The 26,210-nt window shown below is 59.6% G+C and carries 21 protein-coding genes and 1 tRNA gene; 13 read left to right on the forward strand and 9 right to left on the reverse strand.

The window, feature by feature from the left end:
* The 3 genes from AC3RLQ_RS13125 to AC3RLQ_RS13135 all read left to right on the forward strand — a co-directional run bounded on the left by AC3RLQ_RS13125 (position 1) and on the right by AC3RLQ_RS13135 (position 2,389).
* Positions 1-927: a replication-relaxation family protein gene (locus AC3RLQ_RS13125; RefSeq protein ID WP_493037742.1), complete on the forward strand. Its 927-nt coding sequence runs from the start codon at positions 1-3 to the stop codon at positions 925-927.
* A gap of 63 nt (positions 928-990) precedes the next feature.
* Complete coding sequence (locus AC3RLQ_RS13130; protein WP_493037744.1) at positions 991-2,076, forward strand: toprim domain-containing protein; 1,086 nt, start codon at positions 991-993, stop codon at positions 2,074-2,076.
* A 25-nt stretch (positions 2,077-2,101) separates the two neighbouring features.
* Positions 2,102-2,389 (forward strand): hypothetical protein, encoded by a 288-nt coding sequence (locus tag AC3RLQ_RS13135; protein WP_493037746.1) that lies wholly within the window; start codon positions 2,102-2,104, stop codon positions 2,387-2,389.
* A gap of 54 nt (positions 2,390-2,443) precedes the next feature.
* Here AC3RLQ_RS13135 and AC3RLQ_RS13140 read toward each other — a convergent pair whose 3' ends face one another.
* Together AC3RLQ_RS13140 and AC3RLQ_RS13145 are read right to left on the reverse strand one after the other, a co-directional pair.
* Entirely contained in the window at positions 2,444-2,896 is a 453-nt protein-coding gene (locus AC3RLQ_RS13140; RefSeq protein ID WP_493037748.1) for a hypothetical protein, read from the reverse strand.
* Positions 2,897-2,941: 45 nt separating this feature from the next.
* On the reverse strand, positions 2,942-3,187 hold the full coding sequence (locus tag AC3RLQ_RS13145; RefSeq protein ID WP_493037750.1) for a hypothetical protein: 246 nt from the start codon (positions 3,185-3,187) through the stop codon (positions 2,942-2,944).
* A gap of 82 nt (positions 3,188-3,269) precedes the next feature.
* Between AC3RLQ_RS13145 and AC3RLQ_RS13150 the strand changes: the two genes are divergently transcribed.
* The 7 genes from AC3RLQ_RS13150 (at position 3,270) to smc (ending at position 16,620) form a co-directional block, all read left to right on the forward strand.
* Positions 3,270-3,575: a helix-turn-helix domain-containing protein gene (locus AC3RLQ_RS13150; protein WP_493037752.1), complete on the forward strand. Its 306-nt coding sequence runs from the start codon at positions 3,270-3,272 to the stop codon at positions 3,573-3,575.
* Positions 3,572-5,911, forward strand: a complete 2,340-nt coding sequence (locus AC3RLQ_RS13155; RefSeq protein ID WP_493037754.1) for a DMT family transporter — start codon at positions 3,572-3,574, stop codon at positions 5,909-5,911. The genes AC3RLQ_RS13150 and AC3RLQ_RS13155 overlap by 4 nt, the downstream gene beginning before the upstream one ends.
* Positions 5,912-5,913: 2 nt before the next feature.
* Positions 5,914-6,699, forward strand: a complete 786-nt coding sequence (locus AC3RLQ_RS13160) for a hypothetical protein (protein ID WP_493037756.1) — start codon at positions 5,914-5,916, stop codon at positions 6,697-6,699.
* Positions 6,700-6,866: 167 nt separating this feature from the next.
* Positions 6,867-9,848, forward strand: coding sequence for a type IV secretory system conjugative DNA transfer family protein (locus tag AC3RLQ_RS13165; protein ID WP_493037758.1), 2,982 nt, complete (start codon positions 6,867-6,869; stop codon positions 9,846-9,848).
* A 61-nt stretch (positions 9,849-9,909) separates the two neighbouring features.
* Positions 9,910-11,442, forward strand: coding sequence for a recombinase family protein (locus tag AC3RLQ_RS13170; RefSeq protein WP_493037760.1), 1,533 nt, complete (start codon positions 9,910-9,912; stop codon positions 11,440-11,442).
* A gap of 316 nt (positions 11,443-11,758) precedes the next feature.
* Positions 11,759-12,205 carry an IS200/IS605 family transposase gene (gene tnpA / locus AC3RLQ_RS13175; RefSeq protein WP_493037762.1) on the forward strand — a complete coding sequence of 149 codons (447 nt, stop codon included), beginning with the start codon at positions 11,759-11,761 and terminating at the stop codon, positions 12,203-12,205.
* Positions 12,206-12,624: 419 nt separating this feature from the next.
* Positions 12,625-16,620, forward strand: a complete 3,996-nt coding sequence (gene smc, locus AC3RLQ_RS13180) for a chromosome segregation protein SMC (RefSeq protein WP_493037764.1) — start codon at positions 12,625-12,627, stop codon at positions 16,618-16,620.
* 193 nt (positions 16,621-16,813) lie between these two features.
* Here smc and AC3RLQ_RS13185 read toward each other — a convergent pair whose 3' ends face one another.
* The 3 genes from AC3RLQ_RS13185 to AC3RLQ_RS13195 form a co-directional block, all read right to left on the reverse strand.
* Positions 16,814-17,290, reverse strand: coding sequence for a hypothetical protein (locus AC3RLQ_RS13185; protein WP_493037766.1), 477 nt, complete (start codon positions 17,288-17,290; stop codon positions 16,814-16,816).
* Positions 17,291-17,565: 275 nt separating this feature from the next.
* Entirely contained in the window at positions 17,566-18,240 is a 675-nt protein-coding gene (locus AC3RLQ_RS13190; protein WP_493037768.1) for a ubiquinone/menaquinone biosynthesis methyltransferase, read from the reverse strand.
* Between the two features lie 49 nt (positions 18,241-18,289).
* Positions 18,290-18,374 (reverse strand) — tRNA-Leu (locus tag AC3RLQ_RS13195).
* A 109-nt stretch (positions 18,375-18,483) separates the two neighbouring features.
* Here AC3RLQ_RS13195 and AC3RLQ_RS13200 point away from each other — a divergent pair.
* Positions 18,484-19,368 carry a prenyltransferase/squalene oxidase repeat-containing protein gene (locus AC3RLQ_RS13200; protein WP_493037770.1) on the forward strand — a complete coding sequence of 295 codons (885 nt, stop codon included), beginning with the start codon at positions 18,484-18,486 and terminating at the stop codon, positions 19,366-19,368.
* 364 nt (positions 19,369-19,732) lie between these two features.
* Here AC3RLQ_RS13200 and AC3RLQ_RS13205 read toward each other — a convergent pair whose 3' ends face one another.
* The 3 genes from AC3RLQ_RS13205 to AC3RLQ_RS13215 all read right to left on the reverse strand — a co-directional run bounded on the left by AC3RLQ_RS13205 (position 19,733) and on the right by AC3RLQ_RS13215 (position 23,416).
* The gene (locus tag AC3RLQ_RS13205; protein WP_493037772.1) at positions 19,733-21,061 is read right to left on the reverse strand and encodes a DUF1501 domain-containing protein; all 1,329 of its coding nucleotides are present in this window, start codon (positions 21,059-21,061) and stop codon (positions 19,733-19,735) included.
* A 111-nt stretch (positions 21,062-21,172) separates the two neighbouring features.
* A complete protein-coding gene (locus AC3RLQ_RS13210; protein WP_493037774.1) occupies positions 21,173-22,273 on the reverse strand; it encodes a hypothetical protein in 1,101 nt (366 codons plus the stop codon).
* A gap of 183 nt (positions 22,274-22,456) precedes the next feature.
* Complete coding sequence (locus tag AC3RLQ_RS13215) at positions 22,457-23,416, reverse strand: D-alanyl-D-alanine carboxypeptidase family protein (RefSeq protein WP_493037776.1); 960 nt, start codon at positions 23,414-23,416, stop codon at positions 22,457-22,459.
* Positions 23,417-23,546: 130 nt separating this feature from the next.
* Between AC3RLQ_RS13215 and AC3RLQ_RS13220 the strand changes: the two genes are divergently transcribed.
* The gene (locus tag AC3RLQ_RS13220; protein WP_493037778.1) at positions 23,547-24,434 is read left to right on the forward strand and encodes a peptidylprolyl isomerase; all 888 of its coding nucleotides are present in this window, start codon (positions 23,547-23,549) and stop codon (positions 24,432-24,434) included.
* 33 nt (positions 24,435-24,467) lie between these two features.
* Here AC3RLQ_RS13220 and AC3RLQ_RS13225 read toward each other — a convergent pair whose 3' ends face one another.
* Complete coding sequence (locus AC3RLQ_RS13225; protein WP_493037780.1) at positions 24,468-25,016, reverse strand: hypothetical protein; 549 nt, start codon at positions 25,014-25,016, stop codon at positions 24,468-24,470.
* 51 nt (positions 25,017-25,067) lie between these two features.
* On the opposite strand from AC3RLQ_RS13225, the gene AC3RLQ_RS13230 reads away from it, so the two are divergent.
* Entirely contained in the window at positions 25,068-26,201 is a 1,134-nt protein-coding gene (locus AC3RLQ_RS13230) for an outer membrane protein assembly factor BamB family protein (RefSeq protein WP_493037782.1), read from the forward strand.
* Positions 26,202-26,210 lie beyond the last annotated feature (9 nt).

The raw sequence follows: 26,210 nt of genomic DNA on the forward strand, positions 1-26,210 counted from the left end.
ATGCAGAGCAAACAGCAGCGGCTCCCGCGCTTCACGCGTGATCCTGATGCCGCTGGATCATTTCAATTCACCCGGCGCGATCTGACCATTCTCAGCATTGTCGCCGAGCATCGCTTCATTCGATCCGAATGGATTGTTCGTCTGGCTGGAGGCAGCGAACAGCAGGTGCTTCGCAGGCTCAGTCTGCTCTATCATCACAGCTACCTGGATCGACCGCGCGCTCAGCTCGACTATCATCACCGTGGCGGTTCGCACAGCATTATTTATGGCCTTGCCTCTCGCGGAGCGGGTCGTCTTCGACGCGACTTGAACATGCCTTTTGACCGGATGGACTGGACGACTCGGAACCGCAGCATCGGGCGGTTGTTCCTTGAGCACACCGTTCTGGTCAGTGACTTCATCGCCACTCAGCTCTGCCTTGGCTCGCAAGGGGCGAGCTTCATTTCAGCGGATGACATTGATAAGCCGAAAGGCCGTGAGGAAAGTCGCCAGCCATTTCGTTGGTCGGTCAAACAATGCAACGGACGCAATGCAACCGTAGTGCCGGACAAGGTGTTTGCCTTTGAGACACAGCAGCCTGATGGTCGTGTCGTGCGGACGCACTACCTTGTCGAAGCAGACCGTGGCACGATGCCGATCACGCGAAGCAACAAACGACAGAGTTCCGTGATGCAAAAGCTGCGCACCTATCACTTGCTCAGCCAGAAGCCGGGTTCGCTGCCGCCAAACACTTTGGTGGTGATTCTTTCGATCTCCGAGCAAAGGCTCAACAACATTGTCCAAGCCATTGCTGACGCAGGTTTGCCGAAGCGTCTGTTCAAGATGGCTCATTACAATGACATGGTGATTCATCCACCCGCAGGCGGTTGGAACACAGGAACCGGTGTCTCGTCAAGTGCCGTCAATTCAAGCCGCCTGATACCATGAGCCGTGGAGGTGTTTGCATGACGCAGACATCCCGCAAACACCAAGACAGCTCATTATCATCCCATGGCAAAAGCATTCATCGACTTCACGGCAGTCAAAGCCGCCGTGTCGTTTCAACAAGTGCTGGAGCATTACGGTCTGACGACCAGCATGCGCAGCGTTCGCAATGGCGACGGCCTCGAAGGCCCTTGCCCGATTCATGAAGGCACCAGTCAGGACATCTTCAAAGTGACCCTTTCGAAGAACTGCTGGTTCTGTCACAACAGCCAATGCAAGTGCGGCGGCAATCACCTCGACTTCGTCGCGAAGATGGAGAACTGCAATGCTCACGAGGCAGCGCTCAAGCTCGACCAGTGGTTCAACCTTGGTCTTGCTGGCAAAGCGGAGTCCGCTCCGCAGCGTCATGATAGCGCGCCTGCTCGTTCGGCTCCGTCCGCACACGAGCAACCGCTGCAACGCCGTAAGCAACCACCGCCGCAAACCCAGAGCATGCCTTCATCGGCTACCGAAGCAATAGTGGCGGAGGAACCACCCGAGGACGCGAGCGACAATGTGCCGCTGTCCTTCAAGCTGGAGAACCTCAAGACGGATCATGCCTACTTCGCCGAGCGTGGACTCACGCAGGCGACGGTCGAACTGTTCGGACTCGGCTTCTGCGCCAAAGGCACCATGTCGGGTCGCATCGTCATTCCCATTCACAACCAGAATGGCGAACTCGTCGGATATTGCGGACGTTGGCCGGGTAAACCGCCGGAAGATCGTCCGAAGTATAAACTGCCCAACGGCTTCAAGAAGAGCGCCGAGGTGTTCAACCTCGACCGCGCTTCGCAGGAGGAGAAAGGGCTGCCATTGATCGTGGTCGAAGGGTTCTTTGATGTGATGAAGCTCTGGCAACTGGGTTTTCATCGCGTCGTGTCCATCATGGGCAGCTCCCTTTCGGCACGACAGGAAGCAGTCCTTGTAGCGGCATCCGAAGGACGCTCCGGCATCATCCTGATGCTCGACGAGGACGAGGCGGGACGCATGGGCCGCGACAAGGCTCTGCTTAGACTCGCAAGCAAACTGTTCGTCCGGGTGGTGCCACTTCCCCAGGAAGGCGCTCAACCCGATCATCTGACTGAAGGCGAGCTGCATGCTCTGCTGGATTGAAAACACATGACTGACGACCATCACCATGTTCATTCTCTATCCACAGACGGCCCGCTTTGCATTTGGCCAGCTCCTCGCCACACCAGGAGTGCTCACGGAGGTTTCCACCGAGGACATTTCATCAGCGCTCGCCCGTCATGCGATGGGCGACTGGGGCGAACTTGGCCAGGAGGACATCGACGCGAACAACCTCGCTCTCAAAGAAGGCACCAGGCTCTTCTCCTCCTATCGTTCCTCCACACGCGTGAAGTTCTGGATCATCACTGAATGGGACCGCTCTGCCACCACGGTGCTCCTGCCCAGCGAGTACTAAAAAACACCCACCTTGGACTTTCGTCCAGGTGGGCTTTTTTGTGGATGCCCCTATTTATTCGTTGAGGAGATCATCGACAAACCGCTGGAAATCGTGATCGAGGAAGGATTTACGCTCTTCCCATACATGCCTGGGAATCGGACGGCTGAGAAGGCCTTTGACGTCGCGTTGCATGCCTTCCTGGCTAATCACCTCCCTGTCGAGCATGGCCCGATACCAGCAGTAGATGTGCAGGATGAGAAAGGTCACGAATTGCGCCTCCTCGGCGGTCACTGGCTTCTCGGCCAAGTCAGCCTTGGGATCGCGAACACGACCCAAAGCCGGATTGCCCTGGCTCTTTCCCCAGATGTCCCGATGTTGCTGAGTGAGCTTTAAAAGGTTGTCGATGCGGCGTGAACGGGTTGATTCACGGAAGCTCACAGCCGTGTAAGCAAGGCTGGAGATGATGCCGACAGCTGAGATCAGGTCGAAGACATGCGATCCTATCCATGATAAAAGGCCGTTCATGATGCTCCCATTATAACATGGGAGCATCGATGAAAACCAGGGGTCTCAGGACTTGGCAGGAATGTCATTCCTCGCATCCACAAGGATGCGGCGTGGCATGCGAATAATGCGTTCGTCCCAGCCGCACCCCGCAGTCGCCGGTAGTAGAGATTTAGCATCATCGGTGATGTCGATGCCGATGATGGCAAAATCGCCATCCGCAAGTTCCCAGATGTCTGGGCAGTTGTCAGCGGCAGCAGAGCTTTGTCCGTTAGCGTGTGGATCAGGGCCGATTCTACGAAGGAAGGTCATGATAGTGAGAGGGTTAGATCAATCTCGACACACGCTACAATTGTAGCGTGGTAAAGTCAACTGTGATTTCTACAATCGTAGCGTGTTCGATGGCTCCAAGATTTGCAGTTCGTTGTGCGCGGCACTCAGTGATGTGCTGCGTGAGGCGCGTCTCGCCGCCGGCCTTTCATTGGGAGCAGTCGCCGAGATTTCCGGGCTCAATCGGCAAGCCATTACTTTCATCGAACGAGGTGATCGCAATCCTACCACTGAGACTCTCGCAAAACTTTCATTCGCCTTGGGATTGCTGCCGTCTGAGGCGTGGGATCGAGCCGAGAAGCGTCTGGGGCTGCGGGAGAAACGAGATCGGATTCTTTCGAAGGCCAAGAAAAATCCCAAAGGGTCATGAAACCGCTTCCACCATTGCTGTGCTGTCGTGAAGCCCTCGGACTGGGGGCTGGACTTCTGATGCTGCTGGCACTGCCTTGGAGAGTACTGATGGTGTTTGAACCAGGATGGTTGCTGCTCGTTTTGCTGGTGATTGCCTGCATGGCCGGGTTTGCTGGCGGCGGAGTTTCCGTTCAGAATGGCAACGATCCTTCTTCAGCGCTTCGCTTTGGAGCATGGACAGCTTTTCTGGCAGCTCTGGTGGCGGCCTCCATCTTTGCCCTGTCATCCAGGTTGATGGAGAACTGGTTGTTCATTTTCAAGGCGGGCACCGCTGGCCTCCTTTCACTGCTGCCGGTCACATTTTACGGCATGGTGTGCTCAGGAGTCGCCTCCCTCACCCTCGCGCGCCAGGACCCACTGACGAATCCTGCCACTCCCGCCTCGCCGCCGTCCACGTCGGTGGTCTGGAGTCTTCGGATTCTCATCGCCCTGCTGGTGGTGCTGGCCATCGTGCTGCCCCCGGCCTCGCCACTGCGATTTGTGGCTCCGTTACTCACGCCTCAGCCACAGCGACCAGTGCAAACAGCAGCACCCCGGCCAGCGTTTGCATTCACGCCTTCGCCGGACATCGAGCATGCGAGCGCGATGCAGTGGCGGTTCCTCAAGCAACGTGAGGTGTCTGGAGTGGATGCATCCACGCTCGCACTATCGCCTGATGACCGCTATGTCGCCTGTCTCGCCCGCGAGCAACAAGCCGTCCAGGTGATCGATTTGCGCACTGAGGCCTTCTGGCACGTGAACCTGCCGGGCAAGGTCGAGCACTTCTCCTTCAATCCCTCGGGAGAACGCCTTCTGGCGGTCTGGCTCCTGGATGGCGAGAGGTTTTACGGGGTGGCCGACATCCGGGGTGGACGTGTGACGACGCTGCCCAAGCCGCGCAAAGGCATTGTGCCATCCGGCACTCCTTTTTGGTGGAAGGACACCAAGGTGCTTGTCCTGCAAAACCAGGACCGCCTCATGCTGAATCTCGACAACCTGGAGATTGATGACGCGGCTCAGGACGAGGAATGGAAGTCACTCGATCCGCTGATCCAGCAGAAGCTCACACGCGAGGTTGTTCCTGCCCTGATGGACAAGGCACAGTGGCAATGGGAGGTGCGCCGGTTCATCCGCCGTAGCGAGCTGCCGGAAATCGCCAGTCAGTCAAAGTGGCCTCTCACGTTGGAACGCTGCCTCGCCATCAGTCACCCGCTGCTGGATTGCATGACCGTTTTCCCGTCGTTGGACGTGAAGGAGGGAGAGCGGCTTTGCTCCACCCGTGATGGATCGGTGGTGCTGCGCCCACTTGGTGGTGTCTTGCACCTCTACTATTTTGACGTGGAGCCGCTTCCTGATCTGGTATGGAAAATCGTCATGCCCCATTCGCCGGAGGACGGCGAACATGCGAAGGAGGTGACTCGCGCGCTTGAGTCCGGTCAGCTTGCAGCACTGGTATATCGCCCAATGATCAATCCGTTGAACCAGCAGGTTGTTGGCCCGCTTCGCGAGGAGGCGCTTGGCGTCATGCGTTTCCTGGAATGGAAGGGCAAGGAAGCGACGGTGTATCTGTGGCAGCGCCGCTCCCCCATCCAGGAGGGCGACATCATCGCCGATGTCTGTTCGTTGACGGATGAGCCGGAAGGTGAACTGCTGACACTCAACACGCCCCACCGCTGGTGGGCTCGTCTGCCTGCGACGAACGGCGGCACCCTCACCCCTCCGAAGGCGGGCTTGCGCCACGACCAAACGTCGGCTGTTCAAAAGCGGGAACGCGAGGCGAACGCCGTGCAGGTGGCACGCGAGGCGGCCGAACGCCGCAAGCGCGAAGAGGAAGAGGCCGCGTCTGCTCGCATGGCTGCGGAAAAGACAGCGGCCATGGAGGCAGAGCGCAAGGCGGCGGCAGAAAAAGCCGCGCTCACCGACGAGGTCGCGCCCAAACTCAAGGACATGGTTGTCCGCTTTGTTGCGGCACACCACAAAAAATCCCTCGATGGCGATGTGCAGGGGATGGTGGCTGACTACGCCGACAAGGTGGACTATTTCACCAACGGCGTGGTGGACCGTGCCTGGATTTTGCAGGACGAGGCGACCTACCACAATTCGCACCTCATGGTCGAAGAGCGGGTCATGGGTGATGTGACAGTGAAGCACGCGACGCAGGGCGATGGCTACGCGGTCTCCTATGATTTACGCGTCCAGGCCCAGAACCTTGGAACGCGCAAACCCGTCAACGGCGTTTTCTCGGTGAGGTTGGTGATCACCCATACCTCGGAGGGCATGCGCATCATCCTCCATCACTCGGAAAAGAAACCCTGATCATGTTCGGCTTCTTCAAACGCAAACGTCCGCACGTGTATTCGCAGTGGATCACGCCGCTGCTGGAATTCTCCAGCGACACGGCAAAGTTTTATGAGGCCATCGAGGAGGGGTTCAAGGCATGGCAGTTGCCGGAACTGGTCACGGAGCGGATCATTTACAAGGACGGCAGCTTTCTTTCGCCAGGACGGGAGTATCTGCGCGTGCGGCGCGAGTCGCTGGTGTTCGACATCGTTTCAGCTAAGTTTGGCGCAAGCTGGTGGTGGTTTTCCTGCCGCAGCTCGGTGCTCCAGCGTTCCCTGCGTGGCTGGGAGATCATCGTGTTTCTGGCGGCGGTGGGTGCCTTTGCCGCCAGCTACATTTACACCTTCGGCCCGGTGATCGGCGGCGTCGCACTTGCCAGCACCCTGCTCATGCTGCTGACAGTGATGGTCGCCGCGCGCTCATGGAACGGCCTCGACGATCTGCTGCTGCGTCTGCCGGTGATCGGCGCGTTGTACGAGGCCGTGTTTCGAGCCGAGAGCTACTACCGTGACGACACGCGGCGGATGTATGTCTCGGTGGTGGATTTCCTCGTACGCGAGAAGGTGCGCGAGTTTGCTGCTGCAGCAGGGTTCAACGATGTGCAGTTCCATCAGGTCTCCGACATCCAGCAGATCACCACCTTCACCGACCGCATGACAAGTTTTGCCGACATGGTGGCGGAGAAGGCGGCGGAAAAAGCAGGACAGGCGGTGGAACATCTCGCGAAGGCGGGACAAGAAGGCATTAAAAATCTGCTGCGATGAAGTCCGTCCACGAACTTCTGTGCGAGAACTTCGAGCGCTGGGAAATCCGTGGCCGTGGTGTGCTGACATTTCCAGAGCCGGTGTCGCCACGCCCGCCGTTCGCGCCGTTTCCCGGCCATCGGCTGCAGGGCTTCAGCACAGGTGTTGACAGTGTGCGCCATACCAAGGTGAGTGGTTTCCTCGCGCGATTGGGCTCGTTGGTGCGTGGCGAGCCTGATCAACAGCTCGCGTTGCGGGCCGACGATGTGGACTCTGGCAACGACACGATTGAGCCAAACTGGTGCGGGGATGAATCAGCTTGGGTGGAGTTGAAGATGCTTCTGCCGGAAGGCTTGCAGATGACACGCGAAGCGATGGTGCCGTTGCTCACCAGCATTTCCTTGTCAGAGCATCCGGTGGTCTTCGAGATCATTGGCACCTCAGCCGGGACATGGGTGCAGTGGGTTGTCGATGCCACGGACGCGGCGGATTTGCAGCGGCAGATGCAGGCGCACTTTCCGCAGGTGAAGCTTTCGGTTTTGACGGATGCACTGGCGCAAGTTTGGCCGGACAACGAGGCTGCTGAAATCGTTGCTGTTGAGTTTGGTCTTGGTGAACCGTTCATGCTGCCGCTGGCTACAGTGAAAAATGATCCCTTCGTGGCCTTGATCGGGGCGTTGACTGCATTGGCAGAAGAAGAGGCCGGGGTGTATCAGGTCATTTTCACGCCGCTGTCTGAACCGTGGTCAGATGCCGCGATTGCGGCGGTGACGAAGGCGGATGGCAAGCCGTTCTTTGATGACGGAGCGGCACTGGTGAAAGGAGCCCAGCAAAAGACCGAAGGGCCGCTGTTTGGTGCGGTGGTCAGACTTGCTGCAGTCGCATCCTCCTATGACCGGTCATGGCAGATCGTACGAAGCATGGCACCAGCCTTGCGAAATTTTACACGCCCAGGTGCCAATGAATTCGTTCCGTTGCGCAATGACGACTGCGATGCATCTGAGCATGCGGCAGATGTGCTGCTTCGTCAGTCGCGTCGTTGTGGCATGTTGTTAAATCTGGACGAACTGACCGGCTTGGTTCACCTGCCATCGGCTGCGGTGCAGTCGAAACATTTCGTTCGCAGCGCCGCCAACACGCGAGGTGCTCCTGTTGCCAGGCCTGATCGTGAGCGGGTGTGCATCGGCATGAATCGCCATGAAGGCGATGAGACCGAGGTCTGGCTGACCCGCGAGCAGCGGGTGCGCCACTGCCACATTCTGGGCGGCACCGGCACAGGAAAGAGCACGCTCATGTTTTCGATGATCCAGCAGGACATCGAGAATGGCGCAGGCATCGCCGTGCTCGACCCCCATGGTGATCTCATCGACCGGGTGCTTGGCATCATCCCGCCGGAGCGTCTTGGCGATGTGGTGCTGTTCGATCCGTCGGACGAGTCATTCATTGTCCCGTTCAACATCCTCTCGGCGCATTCCGACTTCGAGAAGCAGCTGCTCGCCAGCGATCTGGTCTCCGTGTTCCAACGCCTCAGCACGAGCTGGGGTGATCAGATGAACTCCGTGTTTCAGAACGCCGTGCTCGCATTCCTCGAAAGCACCGAAGGCGGTACGCTCGCCGACTTGCGGCGCTTCCTGATCGACCAGGCCTGGCGCGACCAATTTTTGCAAACCGTCAGCGACCCAGATGTTCGCTACTATTGGAAGCGCGCTTTCCCCCAGCTCGGCAGCAGCCGCAGCATTGGCCCGATCATCACACGGCTGGAAACCTTCCTCTCGCCAAAGCCGATTCGCTACATGGTGTCGCAGCGCGAAAACCGCATCGACTTTCGTGCAATGATGGACGACGGAAAAATCTTTCTCGCGAAGCTGCCGCAAGGACAGATCGGACGCGAAAATGCCTACCTGCTCGGCAGTCTCGTCATGACCAAGTTGCAGCAGATGGCCATGAGCCGCGCCCGGATGAGTGCCGCGCAGCGCCGTCCGTTCTATTGCTACATCGACGAGTTCCAGCATTTCATCACGCCATCGCTGACAGAGATTCTGTCTGGCGCGCGCAAGTATGGCCTGGGGCTGGTGCTCGCCCATCAAGACCTCAAGCAACTGGAGCGTGACAAGGATGTCGCCAACTCGGTGCTGTCGAACGCCTTCACGCGTGTGGTGTTCCGGGTCGGTGACAGCGATGCGCGAACGCTGGCGGAAGGATTTGCCCACTTCGAGGCGCGCGACCTGCAAACCCTTGCCATCGGTCAAGCCATCTGCCGCATTGAAACAGCCGATCATGATTTCAATCTCTCGGTGACCTTGCCTGAGGAGATTGATGAGGATTCCACAGCGGAACGTCGTACCGAGGCGATCAACATTTCTCGCTCAGTTTATACCGTTCCACGCAAAGAGGTTGAAGCCGAATTGTTGAAACGATTCGAGGCCGAGGAAGCTGCTGCCAACCATCCCAAGGAGAAGCGCGTCAGGCAATCGGAACCGGCGGCCATTCGCCAGCAAGCATCGCCGGAGCCCAAACCGGTCATGGCAGAACCGCCAATGGCTGAGATTGAGCCTCCCATCCCAACACCGGAAGCCGCACCGGTCGCAAGCGAAGCAACAACCACGCCTGCTCCCCTACCTTCAGAGGCTGGCAAGGGTGGTTATCAGCATCGCATTTTGCAGGATCGAATTCGTGCGGTGGGCGAACAGCGAGGATTCCGGGCAATGCTCGAAATGCCAGTCGGAGCCGGACGCGAAACCATTGATGTGGGTTTGGTTCGCAGCGACATGCGTATCGCCTGCGAGATCTCCGTGACCACCACAGTCGATCACGAGGTCGGCAACGTGCGGAAATGCCTTCGCGCAGGATTCGATTTGATCGCGGTCATCACCGCGAATGAACGCCGACTCAGGCAGATCGAAGCTGCCGTTGCCGGGTACCTTGACGCTGCTGACGCCGCATGTGTGAAGTATTTTCAGCCGGAGGAGTTCCTGGCGTTCGTCAATGCCCTGCCTCAACCGGTTGAATCACCTTCCATCCCCACGGCACCCACGCCAACTGAAACTCAGCGCAAAGGCTATCGAGTCAAAAGAGTCTTTACCGCCCTCACTCCAGATGAACGGACGACGAAAGAAAATGCCGCGTTCAAGCTGCTTTCCGAGGAGATGAGACTTCCACCACCCAGTTGAAATAAGCCAACACAAGAGTTTCGATTGAATAACCAGTTTGATTTTGCTTTCATGTGTGCTAATGAACACCATGAAAGCGGCCAGCCCTCCTCTCTCTCCCAGCGACCAAAGCATCCCCGTCGGCATCTGGATTCGAGTCTCGACTGACCAGCAAGCGCAGGGCGAAAGCCCGGAACATCACCTCGCGCGTGCGCGGCACTATGCCGCGTCCAAGGGATGGGAGGTGCGCGAGGTCTATGATCTGGCGGGCGTGTCCGGGAAGTCCGTCCTCGATCACCCTGAGGCGAAGCGCATGCTGCGGGACATCGAGCGCGGACACATCAAGTCGCTGATCTTCTCCAAGCTCGCGCGCCTTGCACGCAATACGCGCGAGCTTTTGGAACTCGCCGAAAGGTTTCGCGCCAAGGGGGTCAATCTCGTCTCGCTCCAGGAAACACTCGACACCAGCACGCCCTCAGGAATGCTGTTCTTCACCATCATCAGCGCCATGGCGGAATGGGAGCGGGCCGAAATTGGTGACCGGGTTAAGGCTTCCATAGCCATTCGCGCCAAGCTCGGCAAGCCGCTGAGCGGCAAGACTCCCTATGGTTATATTTGGAAGGACCAAAAGCTACAGCAGGTGCCCGCAGAGGCCGCCATCCGAAAGCTGATCTATGAGCTGTTTCTCAAGGAAAAGCGGCTCGGAGCCGTCGCCCGGCTCTTGAATGAAATGGGCCACCGCACCCGCACCAACTCCAAGTGGACCGACACTTCCATTGGCAGATGCATTGCAGACTGGGCAGCCAAGGGAACCTACCGGATCAATGTGCGACGCAACACCGGCCCGTGGAAATGGGAGATCAAAGATGAAAGCGAATGGGGTATGGTGCCCTGCGAGCCGCTCGTCAGCGAGACGATGTGGAACGAAGCCAACCAGCTTTTGGAGGAGCGGCGTTCGACTCCCAAGAAGCGCCCCGGCCCCAAGCCCGTGCATCTCTTTGCCGGCCTCGTGTTCTGCGAGTGTGGCAAGAAGATGTATGTCGGCCCGAACACCCCAAAATATGTCTGCACCGGCTGCCGGAACAAGATTCCGATGGTCGATCTTGAAGAGGTGTTCGTCGGTGAAATCCACGATGTGTTTTCCAACAAGGCCAAGCTCGCCGAGCAAATTTCAGCCACCGAGCGCAACCTTGCTGACAAAGAGAAGATGCTCACCACGCATCGCCAGGAGATCGAACAAGTGCGCGAGGAAATGGCGAAAACGCATCGCCTCTACCTCGACGGCCACATCGTCCTTGCCGATTTTGGCGGCTATCACAAACCTTTGGCCGACCGCCTCACACAACTCCAGACCGAACTTCCCAAACTTGAAGCCGAACTTGATTACTTCAAAGTCCGCAGCGTCAGCGCAGATGCCGTGCAAGTCGAAGCTGACACCCTTTACAACAACTGGCCCCAGCTCCCGGACGAGAACAAACGCCGTATCATCGAAGGCATCGTCGAACGAATCGAGATCAAAAAAGACCGCCCTGAAATCGAGATAACATTCTCATCCACAGCTCCTTCTGAAGACATGACAACAAACCAACAGAGCCTGAGGGAGCACGGAAATTAGCCGGTGGTGAAGGGAGCGAAGCGACCGAGAACCACCGGATACGAACCACCCTATCGCATCTTTAAGCGATGCGCCCTGAAAGGGCGCGAGAAGGGTTCGAATGCCCCCCGGCAAATGTGGGTGCATGACCCCACGATCGCTTCTCGCGCCCTTCAAGGGCGCTACCGTGATTCGGGTGCGGTGGATGGCGCGATTCCGGTGGTTCTCGCTGCACCGCTTCGCGGTTTCGCTTCACCACCGGCTAATATCTCTCGTGCCTCCGGCACGCCATAAATCGATGATTGCGCTCCAGCGCATATGGCGGAAAACGTTTCACATGCCTTCGACGCATCTCTCGTTGCACTATCATTTCGTGTTCAGCACGAAGAACCGTGAGCCCTGGCTGGCCCCGACTGCGCGCAAACGCGTTCACGAATACATCGGCGGCATCATCCGCAGCATGAATGGAATCGCGCATGCGGTGGGCGGCACCGGCGACCATATCCACATCGCTGCGGGTTTGCGGGCCACTCACTGCCTGGCCGATGTGATGCGCGAGATCAAGAGCGAGTCATCACGCTGGATTCACGAAGAATTGCGTCAGGCCGGATTCACATGGCAGGAAGGCTACGGTGCCTTCACGTTTGCCGCACCTGATTTGGAATCAGTGCGCGCTTATGTGCTGAACCAGGAGGAGCATCATCGAGTGAAGACCTTTCAGGAGGAATACAAGGCGATGCTGCAGCGCGGGATGGTGGAATACGACGAACGGTATTTGTGGTGAGCGGGAATGCAGCGTGGTTTGCACGCTTCTCGCGCCCTTTCAGGGCGCGGCCAAGACACACGATGGATGATGCGCAGATCCGGTGGTTCTCGGTCGCTACGCTCCCTTCACCACCGGCTAATCTCCATGCTCCCTCTGGGAGCCCTTCTCGTGATAGCTAGTCAGTGACATCGAATGCTCCCAAACCCCGCCCTTGAAAACTTGTTCACAGCCGCTACGATTATTCACAGGAAAAACGTCCTGAAAAATCCCACATCTTGTTTAAGATGTCTTAATGATCCCCAAGATAGCGTGGATTTTTGCGTTCGCTCTTGCGGGCATCCGGCGCGGAATGGTTCAGTCCTTCTCAGTACTCACCGCGAAGTCATTCGTCCTTCGGATTTCTTCACCCGCCTTTTCATCTCCGCCTCTCCACCGTCATGTATCTCAAAAGCCTCACCCTTCACGGCTTCAAGTCCTTTGCGGACAAGACCCATTTCGAGTTCCACAAAGGTGTCACCGGCATCGTGGGTCCGAACGGTTGCGGCAAGTCGAACGTGGTCGATGCCATCCGCTGGGTGCTGGGTGAAACCTCCGCGAAAGCTCTGCGCGGCGATGAAATGGCGGACGTCATTTTCAACGGCACCGACAAGCGCAAGCCCGTGGGCCTGGCCGAAGTCACGCTGACGATGGCGGACTGCGAGGAGTCGCTCAAAGTGGATTTCAATGAAGTCGCACTGACACGCCGCGTGTTCCGTGACGGCCGCAGCGAATACCGCCTCAACAACACCGTCTGCCGTCTCAAGGACATCCACGACCTCATCGCCGGCACCGGCATCGGACGTGCGGCTTACTCCATCATGGCGCAGGGCCAGATCGACATGCTTCTGAGCTCCAAGCCGGAAGACCGTCGTACCGTTTTCGAAGAAGCCGCCGGCATCACCAAGTTCAAATCGCAGAAGCGTGAAGCGCTGCGCAAGCTCGAGTACACCGAGGCCAATCTGCTGCGCGTCGCCGACATCGTGGCGGAAGTGAAACGCCAGATGGGCACGCTGCAGCGTCAGGCCGCGAAGGCACGCCGCTACCAGACGCTGCTCGAAGATACCCGGCTGCTGGACACCCACCTCGCGCACAAGCAGTACACCGAATTTGCCGGTGAAAAATCCGAGTCCGAAAACCAGGTGCGCATGATGGCACAGCAGATCGAGCAGCTTCAGTCCAAGCTGCAAATCGCCGAGGCGGAAGCCGCGCAGACCCGTGAGGCCTACCACGCGCTGGAGTCCCAGATCAGCCAGGCACGCCAGCAGGCGCAGGAACTCCGCTCGCAGATGCAGAGCGCCGAAGGCCGCCTGGGCTTCAACCGCGAGCGCAGCGAGGAACTCGAAGGCCGCATCCGCCAGAACGAAGAGCAGATCGCCGCGAACGAAGACCTGCTCGATCAGGCACGTCGTGATCTCGCCAATGCCGATGAGCAGTTGCTTGCCATCACGGACAACATCCAGACGCGCCAGCTCGCCGTGAACGAGCACGCCGGACAGCACCAGAACATCATCCCGGAGCGCAACCGCCTGGAAGCCGACCGCCGCGCCATCCGCGAATCCATCCGCCAGTTTGAAGGCCAGATCGCCTCCAGCGAAGCGCGTGCCCAGTCTCTGACGAATCAGATCTCCGGCGACCGCCAGCGCCATGAATCCCTCGCGCATGACCGTCACACAGCGCAGCAGGCGCGTGAGACCAGCCAGATCGAATTCGACGAACTGCAGCGCAACATCCAGGAACTCGAAGAGACCCGCAACCAGCTCGACGAAAAGGCCAAGGACTGCGCCCGTGAGATGATCGAACGCCGCCGCCAGCGCGATGCGATGAACAACGAGCTCAACGACCTCCAGCGCAATCTGACGCAGCGGAAGTCACGCCTCGAAATCATCGAGCAGCTTCTGCAGAAAGGCGAAGGCCTCTCCGCCGGCACGCAGAAGGTCATCAGCGGCCTGGACAATCCGGAAGTCTACTCCGTCGGCGTGCGCGGCCTGCTGGCCTCCAGCATCGAAGTGGAGCCCGAATACATCACCGCCATCGAAGCCGCGCTCAAAGACCACCTGCAGGCCGTGCTTCTCACCGAGAGCGAACTCGCCGCGCAGATCATCGACCGCCTCACGGATCACAAGATGGGCCGCGCCGCACTGGTGCCGCATGATTTCTGCAACCTGCGCCGCGCTTCAGATCGCGAGCTCCTTCCAGCCGGTGCCATCGCCTGGGCCACGGACAAGGTGCGCGTGAAGACCGGCGTGCAGAGCCTCATCGACCACCTCCTGCACAACGTCGTCATCGTGGACGATCTGCACACCGCCCTGCGCATGAAGCGCGAGATGCCGCACCTCGCCATCGCCACGATGCGCGGTGAACTCATCACGCATGACGGCATCATCACCGGTGGTGCCACGAAGGAGGAAGGTTCCTCCACGCTGCGCCGTGAGGCCGAAGTGCGCCAGCTGCGCACGGAAGTGGAAGCGCTCGAATTCCAGTACATGGAGAAGGAAGACGCCGTGAACAACATCACCGCGCAGCTTGAAGAAATGCAGCGCGAGGAAGTGTCCCTGCGTGAGCAGTCTCAGCGCGCCCGCGAAGGCTTCTCCCAGTTCCAGGGCAAGATCAGCGTCGTGCAGCGTGCGCTGCAGCAGGCCACCACCAAGCTCGAAAGCGTGGAGTGGGACCAGAACCAGATTCAGGATCGCATCAGCGGCTCCGAAAGCCAGATCCAGCAGCTCCAAGAAGCCGTGGCCATCGCCCAGGAACAGCTGGCCACCTCACGCGCCCTCGAAAACGAACTCGAGCTCGAAATGGAGGCCTTCCTCCGTCGTGAGCTCGAATCCAGCGAACGCCTCAACGAGCTGCGCACCGCACTCGCCCTTGAGCAGAGCGCGCTGCATTCCATCGAGCGCCAGAAGGCTCCCCTCGGCGTGCGCTTGCAGGAGCTGCAGGCCGGCATCAATCGCTTCTCCGAAGAGATCAACACCTGGCGCATGCGCATCCAGCAGAGCGAGGCTGAAAACGCCCGCTTCCAGGAGCAGATCGAATCCCAGCGCGACACCATCGCCGCCATCGAAGAACACCTGCAGTCCAAGACCGAAGAACGCGCCGGATTGTTTGAGCAGGTCAGCCAGCTCGAAGCGCAGCTCACGCAGCTGCGTCAGAGCTTCAACGGCCTCAACGAATCCCGCAACCGCGCCGAAGTCGCCCTCACCCGCGTGGATCTGCGTCTCGAAAACCTGATCAATCAGGTGCAGGAGCGTTACAGCTTCCACATCGAAGCCTTTGAGCCTGACTACCACGTGCTGATGGTCACCATCGAAGAGCAGAAGAAGAACCGCAACCGTGGCAAGAAAGGCGCGGCCAATGCCGCAGGCTCCAGTGCATCCACCGATGGCGCCGAACCCAGCAACGAAGATGCTGAAGACGCCGAGCCCGCCGCCGAGGAAGCCGAAGCTCCCGTCATCCGCGCCGTCTCCAATCGTGATGACGATGCCGTGGACATCGACGAAGTCGTCATTCCCGGCGAAGAAGCACAGCCCGACTGGGCCTTCGTCATGGAAGTCGTTTACGAATTGCGCCAGAAGCTCGAAGGCATCGGCCCCGTCAATCTTGATGCCATCCAGGAGTTCGAAGAACTCGAAGAGCGCCACAACTTCCTCGACACCCAGCACAACGATCTCGTCAAATCCAAGGACGAGCTGCTGCAGGTCATCGCCAAGATCAACGAGACCACGAAGACCATGTTTGTGGAGACGTTTACCCAGGTGCGCGGCTTCTTTAACAACAACTTCCGCGAACTCTTCGGCCCTGCCGCCAAGGCCGACCTCATGCTGGTGGATGAAAACGATCCGCTGGAGTCCGGCATCGAAATCATCGCCAAGCCCCCGGGCAAAAAGCTGCAGACCATCAGCCTCCTTTCCGGTGGCGAGCGCAGCATGACCGCCGTGGCCCTGCTCTTCTCCATCTACCAGGTGAAGCCCAGCCCCTTCTGCGTGCTGGACGAGCTTGATGCACCTCTCGATGAAACCAACATCGGCCGCTTCCTCAAGATGCTGGACGCCTTCATCGACAACTCCCAGTTCATCATCGTCACGCACAACAAGCGCACCATGAGCCGCGCCGATGTGATCTACGGTGTGACCATGCAGGAGTTCGGCGTCAGCAAGCCCGTGGGCGTCCGCATGACCACGGAAGAAACCCGCACCATGGACAAAACCGTCCAGGAACTCGCCCTCGAAGCACCGAACCAGCCCGGCCGCCGAAAGAAAGCCGCTGATGGCGATGCCGAAGCCTCTGCCGATGAGCAGGCCGAGACCATCCCCGTCAACGAAGACCTCGATGAAGAGCAGGCCCGCCTGACCGCCATCGAGGAGCTGGAGGAACAGACGCCGGCTGCGTTGGTGTAAACACGACAAAGCGTGATCAAGCAATCAAGCCACAAAGACCAAAGCAAGGTCCTGGTTGATTCGCTGCGCTCCCGAAAGCGCGTGCCACCTCCTTGGTCCGCAGCGCATGTATTGTAGTTCCGCCTTAAGGCGGCTCCGGATTCTGTACTCCACACGCTGGATTCCAAGCTCCAGATTCCGGCTAAAGCCGGTACTACAATACGGTGGTGGGTGGCTTGGAGCTTCCAAGGCTTGGCGCGAGTGCTCGCCTCATCATCTCCTCAAACCTCTCGCGCAGTTCCTCATCCTTCACGCGCTGCGCCAGTTCGATCACCTCCAGATACGCGTCCCGTTCCTCCGGATAGTAAAACAGGATCTTCTCATACTCCTGCACCGCAGCGTCCACCTTGCGCTCCTGGCTGTAGCGACGCGCCAGCTTGTAGGATAGCGGCGGCTTCTCAAATTCATCGGAGGGAAAGAACAGCTCCGCGAACGGCTTCGCTATCCACTCCGCCAGCTTTAAAGCAGAGTCCGGAGCCAGCAGCAGCACCGTCGTCACGAGCAGCAGCATGCTCCCGATCACCAGCAAGGCCGCAGAAAGCCAGTCCATCTTCAGCGCTGCAGACATCATCCACACACTCGCTACAAGTGCGAGGCCAGCCAGGATCCACCGAGCTTTCTGCCAGTTCATGCGAAGGGATAACTCCAATCACAAGCTCTGCAACTGCGAGGCAAGCGCCTTCGCGTGCCGCACGCACGAACAACCCAGGCGGTGTTTGAAAACGTGTCACCGCCTGCGCTATGCGTTTTGGACTGCGCCGGTCCTCCGGCGCTTTTGAGTGTCTCGTGGCCTACGAAAAGCTCCAGAGGACTGGAGCACTCCAAGACGCTCCGCGTTCTTCTCCGCCCTCCGGCCTGAAAGTGCGCCACAACGCCCAGCGCTATTCTATCTTTGCGCGGCCAACTCTACTTCACCGCTTCGTACAGCGAAGCGATGCCAAGCGTGAGCTGGCGTGAACTCGCAGTGGCGAAACCATTCTCGCAGATCAAAGTCTCCATCTCACGGCCGGAGGGAAAGCGTTCGATGGAACCGCAGAGATACACGTAGGCTTCGCGTTTGCCGGTGATCCACCCGGCGACGCGGGTCATGATCTGCTTGAGATAAAACAGGTACAACTGGCGGATGCCAGGAATGCGAGGAATGGAAAAATCGAGCACGAACAAGCGGCCGCCGGGCCGCAGCACGCGGTTCATCTCCTTCAGGGCGGCAGGCCAGGAGGCCATGTTGCGCAGACCAAAGGCCACAGTGAGCACATCAAAGACGCCATCCTGAAAAGGCAGGGCAAGTCCATCTGCGGCGACGAGGCTGCTGAAGTGGCGCTTCTGCGCCTCACGCATCATGGGAACCGAGAAATCCGCTCCCAGCACTTTCGCCTGCGGACAGGCGGCCTGGATGGCCTGGGCGAGATCTCCACTGCCGGTGGCCAGATCGAGGACGCGCTGCGGTTTCAGTTCCGCGATGCGTTTGGCCGTGGTGCGACGCCAGAGACAGTCGATGCCGAGACTGAGGACGTGATTCGCCAGCACATAACGCGATGCGATTCCCGCAAATGCCTGCCTCACGAATCCTGCGTCTTGCATGTGACTTTCTGTTTAACCGGTTACCCGAGGCGGCACTGTTGCCGCTGGATGGTGCTCACGACTGGACTCGAACCAGCACAATGTTACTTACTAGAACCTGAATCTAGCGCGTCTACCAATTCCGCCACGTGAGCAAAGGAGTCGGGTCAACCGGGTCGAGAGTTTTGACCAAGCCGCAGAATACTCAAGCGAGAAAATGACTTTCTTCTGGCGACATGGCGGGCTTCGGGTAAGTCGCTTGGCATGTCCTTTCGTCTTGAGATGCTGCAAGTCGCACGCCTGGCCCCCAAACTCCTCGGTGAGTCGGCGGAACTGGTGGAGTCTTTCCTGCGTTCGCGCCTGTCCCCTGAGGGCGGATTCCTGGATCGCAACGACAAGCCGGATCTCTATTACACTGTGTTTGGCCTGGAAGGCCTGCAGGCGCTGTCCGTGGATGCCGCCACGATTCCCGATGTGCGCCCTTGGCTGGCTCCATTTGGAGATGGGGAGCGGCAGGATTTCGTACACCTGTGCTGCCTCGCGCGCTGCTGGGCGAATGCCGGCATGCAGGATTTTCCCATGGCCTCGCGTGAAGCGCTGGCAGCACGCATCGAGGCCTTTCGCAGTCCGGACGGCGGCTACCATCAGGCACCCAAGCGAGCCAAGGGCAGCGCCTACGGCTGCCTGCTGGCCTGGGGTGCCTATCAGGACCTCGGCGGCATTCCGCCTGAGCCTTGGCGGCTGGTGGAATGCATGGGCGGCCTGCGCACACCCGATGGCGCATGGTCCAACGAACCCGGCATCCCCGTGGGTTCCACGACGGCCACGGCAGCCATGGTGGCCCTGCACCGCCACATGGACATGCCCCCGCCCGCTGCGGCCGTGGACTGGCTGATGCGCCAGTGCCTGCCCGCAGGCGGCTTCCTGGCCCTGCCCGCTGCTCCCCTGCCCGACCTGCTCTCCACCGCCGTGGCCCTGCATGCGCTGGATGCCGTGCAGGCGGATTACTCCCGGCTCAAGGAGCCCTGCCTCGACTTTGTCGATTCCCTCTGGGATGCCACCGGCGGCTTCCACGGCAACTGGACGGATGACATGCTGGACTGCGAGTACACCTACTACGGCATGCTGGCGCTGGGGCATCTGGCGTGATGGAAGTGTAAAGGAGCCGAGAGTTTCTGGGCAGGCATAAAGCTGACCCCCTCTCCCCACCGATGATATCGCAATGTCAGTGACATGCTTTGGGGAACCGTAGCGAAGCGGAGATAGACGAAGTCAAAGGTAAGGGTGAGGGGGATCCCATGTGAAAGCCCCCCCCCCTCACCCCAGCCCTCTCCCCGAAGAGAGATAATTTTCGTCGTCGTGTGTCAGGGGCGGGGAGAGGGAGATCAGATGTGGCCGCCCTGGATGTATTGGTCACAGGATGATGCTCCATGATCTATTCGTCCTAGCCATGCGGACACAAAAAACCCGGACATCGCTGTCCGGGTTCTCTGAATCAGTTGGCGACCTCGAATTAAGCGAGGGCTTCCGTGAGGATGCGACCACCGTTGACGATGTCGATCGGGCGACCGCCGTCGGCCATGATGCGCTTCTCGCTGTTGATGCCGAGGAGGCGATACATGGTCTTGGCAAGATCTTCAGGGCCCACAGCATCGCGGTCGGGCTCACCACCGAGGGCGTCAGACGCACCGTGGATGTAGCCTTCCTTCATGCCGCCACCAGCCATGGCGACGGAGAACACGCGTGGCCAGTGGTCACGGCCGTTGGTGCCGTTGATCTTCGGCGTGCGGCCGAATTCGGAACTGACCATGACGAGCGTGCGTTTGAGCATGCCGCGATCGGAAAGGTCGGTGATGAGGCGGGCGAAGGCCTGATCGAAGTTCGGAGCCTGACCGGTGAAGGCGTCCTTGATATTGGAGTGGTGATCCCAGCCACCGTAGTTGACGGACACCATACGGACACCGGCTTCGACAAGACGGCGGGCCAGCAGGAAGCGCTGACCGGCGGTGTTGCGGCCGTATTCGTCACGCAGCTTGTCGGATTCCTTGGTGAGGTCGAAGGCTTCACGGGCCTGCTTGCTGCTGATCAGGCCATAGGCGGCCTGATAGAAGCTGTCCATGGCGCTGATGGAGTCGGCTTTTTCCACGGCTTTGAAGTGCTCGTCCACGGTGCCCAGAAGGTTGCGGCGGCGGTCAAAGCGCTTCTCATCCACGTCTTTCGGGGTGAGGAGATCGCGTACGGTGAAGCCTTTGTCAGCAGGATCGCTGCCGAGGGCGAAGGGACCGAAGGCGCTGCTCATGTAGCCGGTGCCTTGATCAGGAGCGACCATGTTTGGCACCACCACATAAGGAGGCAGATTGTTGCGGCTGCCCTGCTCGTGGGAAATGACGGAGCCAAAGCTTGGGAACTTGATCGCCGGGCTTGGACGGTAACCGGTGAACATGTTGTGCGTGCCACGCTCATGAGCGGCTTCACCGTGCGTCATCGAACGGATGACGGTGAGCTTGTTCATGATCTTGGCGATGTTCGCGAACTTCTCACCGACGTATTCGCCGGGGATGGAAGTCTTGATCGGGGTGAAGGGGCCGCGATAGTCAGGCGAGGCAAAGGGCTTCGGATCCCAGGACTCATGCTGTGCCATGCCTCCTGGAAGATAGATGTGAATGATCGAATCAGCGACGGGCTTGAAGGTTTCCACTTCAGGCATGACCTGCGCGGCCTGCAGGCGCAGCATCTCAGGCAATGTCAGGCCGAGGCCGCCGAGCATGCCGACGTAGAGGAAGTCACGACGGCTGGCACCGGAGCGCAAATCAAGGTGATTGCCTTGGCAGAGTGAGTGCATTTTCATAAAGTGAGGGAGAGGTGTTGTTGCTGGATTCGAGAGGAAATACGGGTCCCCCCTGAGGTTCTTGCATATCTTGCGAAAAATGATGCCGATCTTGGTTGTCAGCTCTCAGGGGGTCACCCAGCCAGCCTGCACCAGCTCACTGATCCAGACCTGAAAATCCACCGGGGAATCCGGGGGAAATTTGAGCCGCAGAATCATCGGCACGGTGGCGTCCTCACTCAGTTGCAGCTGGTAGTCCAGCGCCTTGGCGATCGGGCCGCCCTTCTCAGCATAGCCATAGACCACCTTGGCCCCGGGTTCGGAAATGTTGCGCAGGCTGTAGCACTGGAGCTTGGCGGGACTGCCAAATTGATTTTCAAAGTGCCCCGCCGGAGAAACGAACACCCGAAAGAGCGTGGGGGCGGCCTGCTTCAATTCAAGGAAATCCGACCAGCCCATCTCACCTGCACCCACGAAGGACTCCCAGTCCACACGCGGCCCCGCCGCAGAGTGCTCCACCGTGGCAACGCGCCGGCCACCACCTTCGAAAACCACCACATGCTGGCTGAACTTGGGGGAGAGTTCCTTCGCTTCAACGATGGAATCAAACGCCTGCGGGCCGTCCGCATTCTTCGAATAGTAGAAGCTCATCAGCGGCGCCACGCGCAGGCGGTCACGCACCAGCATGACACGCTCTTTCCAAGTGGGAGTTTCCAGAAACTTGCCGATCACTTCCTCCGCAGCAGCCAGCTTCGCCAGGTCTCCGCCTGTGACTTTGGGCAGGGCGCTGGCGGTTTTGAGGCTCTCACTGCCTGGTGGGCGAAACACCAGATTGCCAGAATTCACCTGGGGCATTGGCTCTTCAGGCTGCATCAGCGCCACATCAGGCGGCAGCACCATCTTTCCACCGTTTTCATTCTGCGCTCTCGCATCCCCCGCTTTGGCCAGTTTGGATGCAAGCGATTCAGTTTTCTTGGCCGGTGAAGGCATCAAGCTCCAGACCACGAGCAGAATCACGATGAGGCCCACCACGCCCGCGCCGATCATCAACTTACGCCGAAACTGCCGGATCTCAGGATCCATGCGCATGCGATCAAAGGCATCCCCGGGCAGCGGCTGAGGTTCTTGAAAAGCAGCCGGACCTGGACTCGGAGCAGGGGTGCTGGTCGGCTCATTCTGCGTCATCAGCAGCGCACGGCGCTTCGTCTTGGTGGTCTTCTCAGCCATCTGCAGCATCACCATCTGCCCGCACTCAGGACAGGGGCGCGAGCGCGTCACTGATGAAACCTGGATTTCGACAGTTTTTTCGCAGTGAGGACAAACGAGGGTGGTGGCCGGCATTCTTGGCTGGACGTTGATGAAGGGTGGACACTCTGGCGGCTGGGAGGAACCGCCGCAACTTGTGGTTGGTCAATTTCCCGTCCACGCATCCGCTGAGAAGGCGCCACTGGAGCGCAGCCGCTGCAATCCCCAGCTCATCATGATGCGGGCGTCCTCCCAGATGTACTTCGTCTTGGTGCCGAGCTGCACCAGGATCACCTCCCGCCCGCCGCTGGCGGCACTGGAGATCAAACAACGCCCGCTGGCCACGGTATAGCCGGTTTTCATGCCGTTGCACTCAGGCATGGCGCCCAGCAGTTCATTGGTATTCGTGAGGGTGAACACACGCCCGTCCGCACGCCGGAAGCTAAAGTGCTTCCGCCGCACCACATCACGGATCACCGCATTGCGATACGCCGCCATCGCCACCCGGGCCATGTCGCGTGCGGTGGAGTACTGCCCGCCCACGGTGAGGCCGTGGGGGTTTTTGAAATTGGAGTTCGCGCAGCCCAGCGCGCGCGCCTTGGCATTCATCTTGGCCGTGAAGGCGCTGATGCTGCCCGCGTTGTCACGCGCCAGGGCATTGGCCACATCGTTCGCGCTCTTCACCAGAAAGGCATAGAGCAGTTCACGGCGCGAGTAGACCTCACCCGGTCGGATGCCGAGCCGCGTCGGCTCCACGGCCACGTCGGAGGCCTGCACGCGCACCATCTTGTCCAGGTTTCCCGCATCCAGCACCACCAGGGCGGTCACCAGCTTTTGCGTGCTGGCCACCCCACGTGCGGTTTCAAAACTGCGCCCCGCCAGGTGCTGCCCGGTGCGTGCATCCAGCAGCAGGTAGGAGGCGGCACGGATCGCGGGGCCGGAGGTGGCCACGAGCATGGGCCGCTCTGGCAGCATCACGGGCATGACCTGCGCACTGTCACCCTCGGCGTACATGTGCTGGGAATTGGGTGCAACCGGGATGGCACGCACCACTCCCTGCGCTGCACAGCTTGCCAGCAGCCCTGCGGCCGCCCCTGTCATCAAAAAGTGGATCAATCTCATCATCGTGAAGGAACGCCATTCCGGCCCGCAGTTTTCATGCCGGACCAAGCAACCATGGCGGACTGCATCTAGGCCACCCCGGGTTTGTTGTCAAACCTTGCGCCCTCCGCGCCGCGCTCCATGTTCGGCCCATATGGCACTAATCATCAACGGCGAACACATCGACGACGAAATCATTGAAGCGGAATTCCGCCACATCAAAAGTCACTACGAGCGCACCCTCCAGGTGGCCTGCTGTGAGCGTGACCCTGAATTCCGCGGCATCGCCAAGGACAACCTCATCTCCCGCGCCCTTTTGGGTCAGGAGAGCCGCCGCCGCCACCCCGAGGTCTCCGAAGAGGATGTCACGGCACGCCTGACCAAGCTCATCGACGAGGCCGGTGGTGAAATGCAGTTCTACATGAACATCGGCATGCAGGTCAAAGACGAAGCGCTCGTCCGCGAGAACGTGGCAGGCGGTGTCCGGCTGGACAAAACGCTGCAGGAAATCTACGCCCCTGAGCCGGAGCCGACCGAGGCCGAGCTGAGGGCCTGCTATGAGGCCAATCTCAAGCACTACATGACCGACGAGGAGATCCAGGCCTCCCACATCACCAAAGGCCTCTCAGGCGCGACCAGCCGTCAGGAGATCTATCAAGCCATGCGCGATGTCCGCTCCCAGCTTCTTGCCGGGGCAGACTTCGCCAAGCTCGCGGAAGAGCACCGCTCCGGCGACCAGCAGCAGATTGACCTCGGCTGGTTCAAGCGCGGCGAGTTCATGGAAGAGTTTGAAACCATCGCCTTCTCCATGGGCGAGGGAGAGATCAGCCCCGTCTTCAACACCCAGCTTGGCTTCCATGTCTGCACCGTCACCGGCCGCCGCCCATCCGTGGCACGTCCGTTTGACGAAGTGAAGGCTGACGTGAGAAACCGCTTCCTCGAAGAATACCGCGACAAAAAATTCAACGCCCTGCTCGAGGAGCTCAAAGCCACCACCAAGGTGGAAGACACCAATCCTGAAGGAGAGAGCTGCGGGCATTGAGCGCGGACTGGATGAACTCCAGTTCCGTTCCGATCACGCTTTGGAGATCACCGACACCGGAGGGCGATAAACCGCCACCGGTTCCGGCAGCGAATCCATGGGCGGCGGCCCGGGGAAGTTGTCATCCACAAAGCGCCGCCAGGTGTCGCGCGTTTTCACGGAGATGAAGCCCTGCACGGTGTCGCCGCACTTGCCGCAGATCATCACGCTGTGCAGCAGGGAGAGCCCCTCGCACACGCCGGTGATCACAAAATCCTCCATGCCCGGGGCATCGCGCCGCGCATTGCACACCGCGCACGCTTCCAGGCCGCGTTCCAGCGTCACCTGTTCGTCCTGAAACTGCGCCAGCCGCTTCTTGGACTCCTGGGAGAACTCCTCCATCATCTGCGAGCGGCAGTGATCGCACAGCGCATACTCCATCACGCATTCACCGCGCTTGTAGGCCTTGGAGATTTGAAAGCCCCCGGGGAAGTCCGGCAGGGACTCGCCGCAGCGCGTGCAGTTCTGAAACGGACGCTCCTCATACTCACACCGCAGGTCAGGCGGAATGGGCGGCGGCTGTTGGAGATCGTGTTCAGACATCGGCTTGTTTGCAACAAAGCGCACACCATGGCAGTTTCACAGTCCAAACTCATGCGTTCCTCGCTTTTCCTCTGCCTCCTCCTCCCCGCCCTTCTGCATGCCCAAACGGCGGACTGGCCGGACTCCCGTGGCAACGCGGCCATGACAGGCACCTCCCCCGTCGAGCTGAAGTTCCCGCTGGAGCTCGCCTGGCAGTTCAAGCTCATGGACAAGCCGAAGGGGCAGCCCGAGATGCTCGTCTCCAGCGCCGTCGTGCGCAGCGGCAAGGTCTACCTGGGCAGCAAGGACGGTAAATTCTTCTGCCTCGACCTCGCCACCGGCAAAGAAATATGGAAGGCCGAGGCCAAGGGCGCCTTTGACGGTGCTGCCGCCTTTGCGGGCGAACTCGTCGTCGTGGGCTGCCAGGATGGCTTTGTCTATGCCAGGAACGCCGACACCGGCAAGGAAGTCTGGAAGTTTGAAACGCAGGCCGAAATCCACGCCGCCGCCAATGTCTGGACGAATCCCGAAACCAAGGCGCAGAAAATCATCATCGGCAGCTACGACTACTCCATCTATTGCCTCGATGCCAAAACGGGCGTGAAGGAGTGGGCCGCTGAAACCGGCTACTACATCAATGGCGGCTCCGCCGTGGGCGACGGCAAGGTCGTCTTCGGCGGCTGCGACAGCGTGCTGCACGTGCATGATGTGAAGACCGGCAAGGAAGAGCGGCAGATCGAAGTGGGGGCCTACATCGGCAACAACGTCGCCATCGCCGACGGCGTCATCTACGTCAGCCATTACGGCAACCGCGTGGGCGCCTACCGCATCGCCGATGGCACGAAGGTCTGGGAATACGGCGAGCGCGACTTCGAGTACTACGCCGCACCCGCCATCTGGGAAAAGGGCGTCTATGTCGGCGGCCGCGACAAACGCTTCCACGCCATCGACCGCGTCACCGGCGCACAACTCTGGGAATTCCGTGCCCGTGATCGCATCGACAGCAGCGCCGTGATTTGCGCAGGGAAAGTGGCCCTCTTCGGCTGCGACGACGGCTACATCTACGCCCTCGACCTCAAGACAGGGAAAGAGGTGTGGCACAACGAAATCGGTGCCCCGGTGAAGACGTCAGCGGCTGTCGCCGGGAACTACGTGCTTTTCGGTGCGGATGATGGCGTGCTGTATGTGTTTAAGAATGGGAAGTGAGCCGCGGCG

The organism is Prosthecobacter sp. GW821-HT29F12 (assembly GCF_058803405.1).

Coding starts and splice junctions, on each gene's coding strand:
- AC3RLQ_RS13125 (WP_493037742.1), top strand. CDS start 1: ATGCAGAGCAAACAGCAGCGGCTCCCGCGCTTCACGCGTGATCCTGAT.
- AC3RLQ_RS13130 (WP_493037744.1), top strand. CDS start 991: ATGGCAAAAGCATTCATCGACTTCACGGCAGTCAAAGCCGCCGTGTCG.
- AC3RLQ_RS13135 (WP_493037746.1), top strand. CDS start 2,102: ATGTTCATTCTCTATCCACAGACGGCCCGCTTTGCATTTGGCCAGCTC.
- AC3RLQ_RS13140 (WP_493037748.1), bottom strand. CDS start 2,896: ATGAACGGCCTTTTATCATGGATAGGATCGCATGTCTTCGACCTGATC.
- AC3RLQ_RS13145 (WP_493037750.1), bottom strand. CDS start 3,187: ATGACCTTCCTTCGTAGAATCGGCCCTGATCCACACGCTAACGGACAA.
- AC3RLQ_RS13155 (WP_493037754.1), top strand. CDS start 3,572: ATGAAACCGCTTCCACCATTGCTGTGCTGTCGTGAAGCCCTCGGACTG.
- AC3RLQ_RS13160 (WP_493037756.1), top strand. CDS start 5,914: ATGTTCGGCTTCTTCAAACGCAAACGTCCGCACGTGTATTCGCAGTGG.
- AC3RLQ_RS13170 (WP_493037760.1), top strand. CDS start 9,910: ATGAACACCATGAAAGCGGCCAGCCCTCCTCTCTCTCCCAGCGACCAA.
- tnpA (WP_493037762.1), top strand. CDS start 11,759: ATGCCTTCGACGCATCTCTCGTTGCACTATCATTTCGTGTTCAGCACG.
- smc (WP_493037764.1), top strand. CDS start 12,625: ATGTATCTCAAAAGCCTCACCCTTCACGGCTTCAAGTCCTTTGCGGAC.
- AC3RLQ_RS13185 (WP_493037766.1), bottom strand. CDS start 17,290: ATGAACTGGCAGAAAGCTCGGTGGATCCTGGCTGGCCTCGCACTTGTA.
- AC3RLQ_RS13190 (WP_493037768.1), bottom strand. CDS start 18,240: ATGCAAGACGCAGGATTCGTGAGGCAGGCATTTGCGGGAATCGCATCG.
- AC3RLQ_RS13200 (WP_493037770.1), top strand. CDS start 18,484: ATGTCCTTTCGTCTTGAGATGCTGCAAGTCGCACGCCTGGCCCCCAAA.
- AC3RLQ_RS13205 (WP_493037772.1), bottom strand. CDS start 21,061: ATGCACTCACTCTGCCAAGGCAATCACCTTGATTTGCGCTCCGGTGCC.
- AC3RLQ_RS13210 (WP_493037774.1), bottom strand. CDS start 22,273: ATGGCTGAGAAGACCACCAAGACGAAGCGCCGTGCGCTGCTGATGACG.
- AC3RLQ_RS13215 (WP_493037776.1), bottom strand. CDS start 23,416: ATGATGAGATTGATCCACTTTTTGATGACAGGGGCGGCCGCAGGGCTG.
- AC3RLQ_RS13220 (WP_493037778.1), top strand. CDS start 23,547: ATGGCACTAATCATCAACGGCGAACACATCGACGACGAAATCATTGAA.
- AC3RLQ_RS13225 (WP_493037780.1), bottom strand. CDS start 25,016: ATGTCTGAACACGATCTCCAACAGCCGCCGCCCATTCCGCCTGACCTG.
- AC3RLQ_RS13230 (WP_493037782.1), top strand. CDS start 25,068: ATGCGTTCCTCGCTTTTCCTCTGCCTCCTCCTCCCCGCCCTTCTGCAT.